The organism is Chryseobacterium sp. CFS15 (genome assembly GCF_031118795.1).
Lineage (GTDB): Bacteria > Bacteroidota > Bacteroidia > Flavobacteriales > Weeksellaceae > Chryseobacterium > Chryseobacterium indoltheticum.
The window spans coordinates 1-1580 of record NZ_JAVHYL010000025.1 but is presented as its reverse complement, the minus strand read 5'-3'; the positions used below and the strand labels follow the sequence as shown (position 1 = coordinate 1580).

Here is a 1580-nt window from a genome sequence, read left to right as displayed (position 1 = left end):
TTTTAAACCTAAATGATGAGTAATAGGTAATAGGTAATAGGCAATGTGTAATTTTGATAAGTGATAAGTGATAAGTGATAAGTGATAAGTGATAAGTGATAAGTGATAAGTGATAAGTGGTAAAAGGGGATTTAGGTGAATGAAATTAGTTGTTCCAATCAATAAAATGATGATGGCTTTAATATTTTATTTAATACTAAGCAGTTAAGCCTAAAGCTAAGGTTAAGCTCTGTAGATTCTGTGTTAAGTTCCAAAGCAAAAGTTTAATTTTTTTTTAAATTTGTAATTCACAACAGTTTTATGCTTGTTTCTAAGACAGTAAGTAATTATTACGGCTTCCTTTTCTTGTTAATAATTTGCATTATATTGCGTATTCTTCTTCAAAAGAATGTATGAAATTTCCAGTATTTTTCTCTGAATATCTACCAATACTTTCATTTTAATGCCGTGTTTTCCTAATAATCCGGAGTACAATTCTTTGTATATAGGATTGCATTTTACAGCAAATAACGAAGGTAAATGCATGGATTTTCTTATATGACGGTTTCCTTTTTGGAAAATTTAGGTTTTCCTTTTACGGATGTTCCCGATTGCTTTTCTTTGATGTCCATTCCGGCATAACTTGTGAGTTGTTTTTTACTTGCGTATCAACTAGAAATAGAATGATAACAGCTGTCAGTTCGTCCATTCCAGGTATTGTAGAGATTGTGTTACTTCTACTTTTATCGTTGGATTATGATCCAAAATTATTGAAATTTCTTTTTTACTTCCTGTTCCTGTTTATTGAAGAATTTTATCAATTCAGTGATTCTTTTTACACTTCCTGAATTAGGAAATGCTTCACTTTTTTCTGCTTGTAAATGATTTTTAGCGATTGTTCTTTGCTGCACAATTTGATATCTTTCACGAATCAATTGTTGCAAAATTCGATAGGTTTGGTTAGGTTTTTTCCAATTTTCTTTCCAACCCAAATCTTGCAATCGTTTCGCTCTAGGTTTTATCGGTAATGGTTTTTATATCTATAGTCCGCAAATAATTGCTGATTTTGTTAGGTAGAATAATATTTGTATCAAAAGCATTATCTATCAGAAAATGAGCAAACTTTTGATGATAAACGCCTGTTGCTTCCATCATCACACGAAGAGAAACGTCTTTAGCCGTATTTTTCAAAATCCATTATTCAACTCCACAAAACAGGTTTCTTTGTTACTGAAAACCGGTGCGAATAAATTTTAATGCTTAAATCTTCATTGAGCTTGCCTAAACTTACTTCTAATTCTTTTTGAAAAACATCAACTCCCAATACTTACTTAAGCTTTTCATTTCAATACATGTTTTAAATGATAAATGAAAATTAGTAGATGAAAAATTTCCCTTCGTCTTCTCTCCTGGTTGGATATTCTGGATATAGTCCTAAAAAACGGTGGTCTATTCCTTACATTCTGTTCAGACACTAAGAAATTATAAAAGAATGAGGCTAAATCTACGGATGAATATACTTTTCAAAAGTTATTAAGGAGCAGTTCTGCCCTCATTCTTTATCATCTTTATTTTTCAAATTCATATATTAGCAAACATAA

General features: G+C 30.5%; 4 protein-coding genes. All 4 read right to left on the bottom strand.

Annotation, left to right across the window (positions count from 1 at the left end; genetic code table 11):
* Positions 1-348: 348 nt before the first annotated feature.
* The 4 genes from OH814_RS20505 to OH814_RS20495 all read right to left on the bottom strand — a co-directional run bounded on the left by OH814_RS20505 (position 349) and on the right by OH814_RS20495 (position 1170).
* Positions 349-525 (bottom strand): hypothetical protein, encoded by a 177-nt coding sequence (locus OH814_RS20505; protein WP_308829456.1) that lies wholly within the window; start codon positions 523-525, stop codon positions 349-351.
* Between the two features lie 8 nt (positions 526-533).
* Positions 534-611: a hypothetical protein gene (locus OH814_RS20695; protein WP_374990591.1), complete on the bottom strand. Its 78-nt coding sequence runs from the start codon at positions 609-611 to the stop codon at positions 534-536.
* A gap of 135 nt (positions 612-746) precedes the next feature.
* Positions 747-890, bottom strand: a complete 144-nt coding sequence (locus OH814_RS20500; protein WP_308829455.1) for a hypothetical protein — start codon at positions 888-890, stop codon at positions 747-749.
* 100 nt (positions 891-990) lie between these two features.
* On the bottom strand, positions 991-1170 hold the full coding sequence (locus OH814_RS20495; RefSeq protein WP_308829454.1) for a hypothetical protein: 180 nt from the start codon (positions 1168-1170) through the stop codon (positions 991-993).
* Positions 1171-1580: the final 410 nt, after the last annotated feature.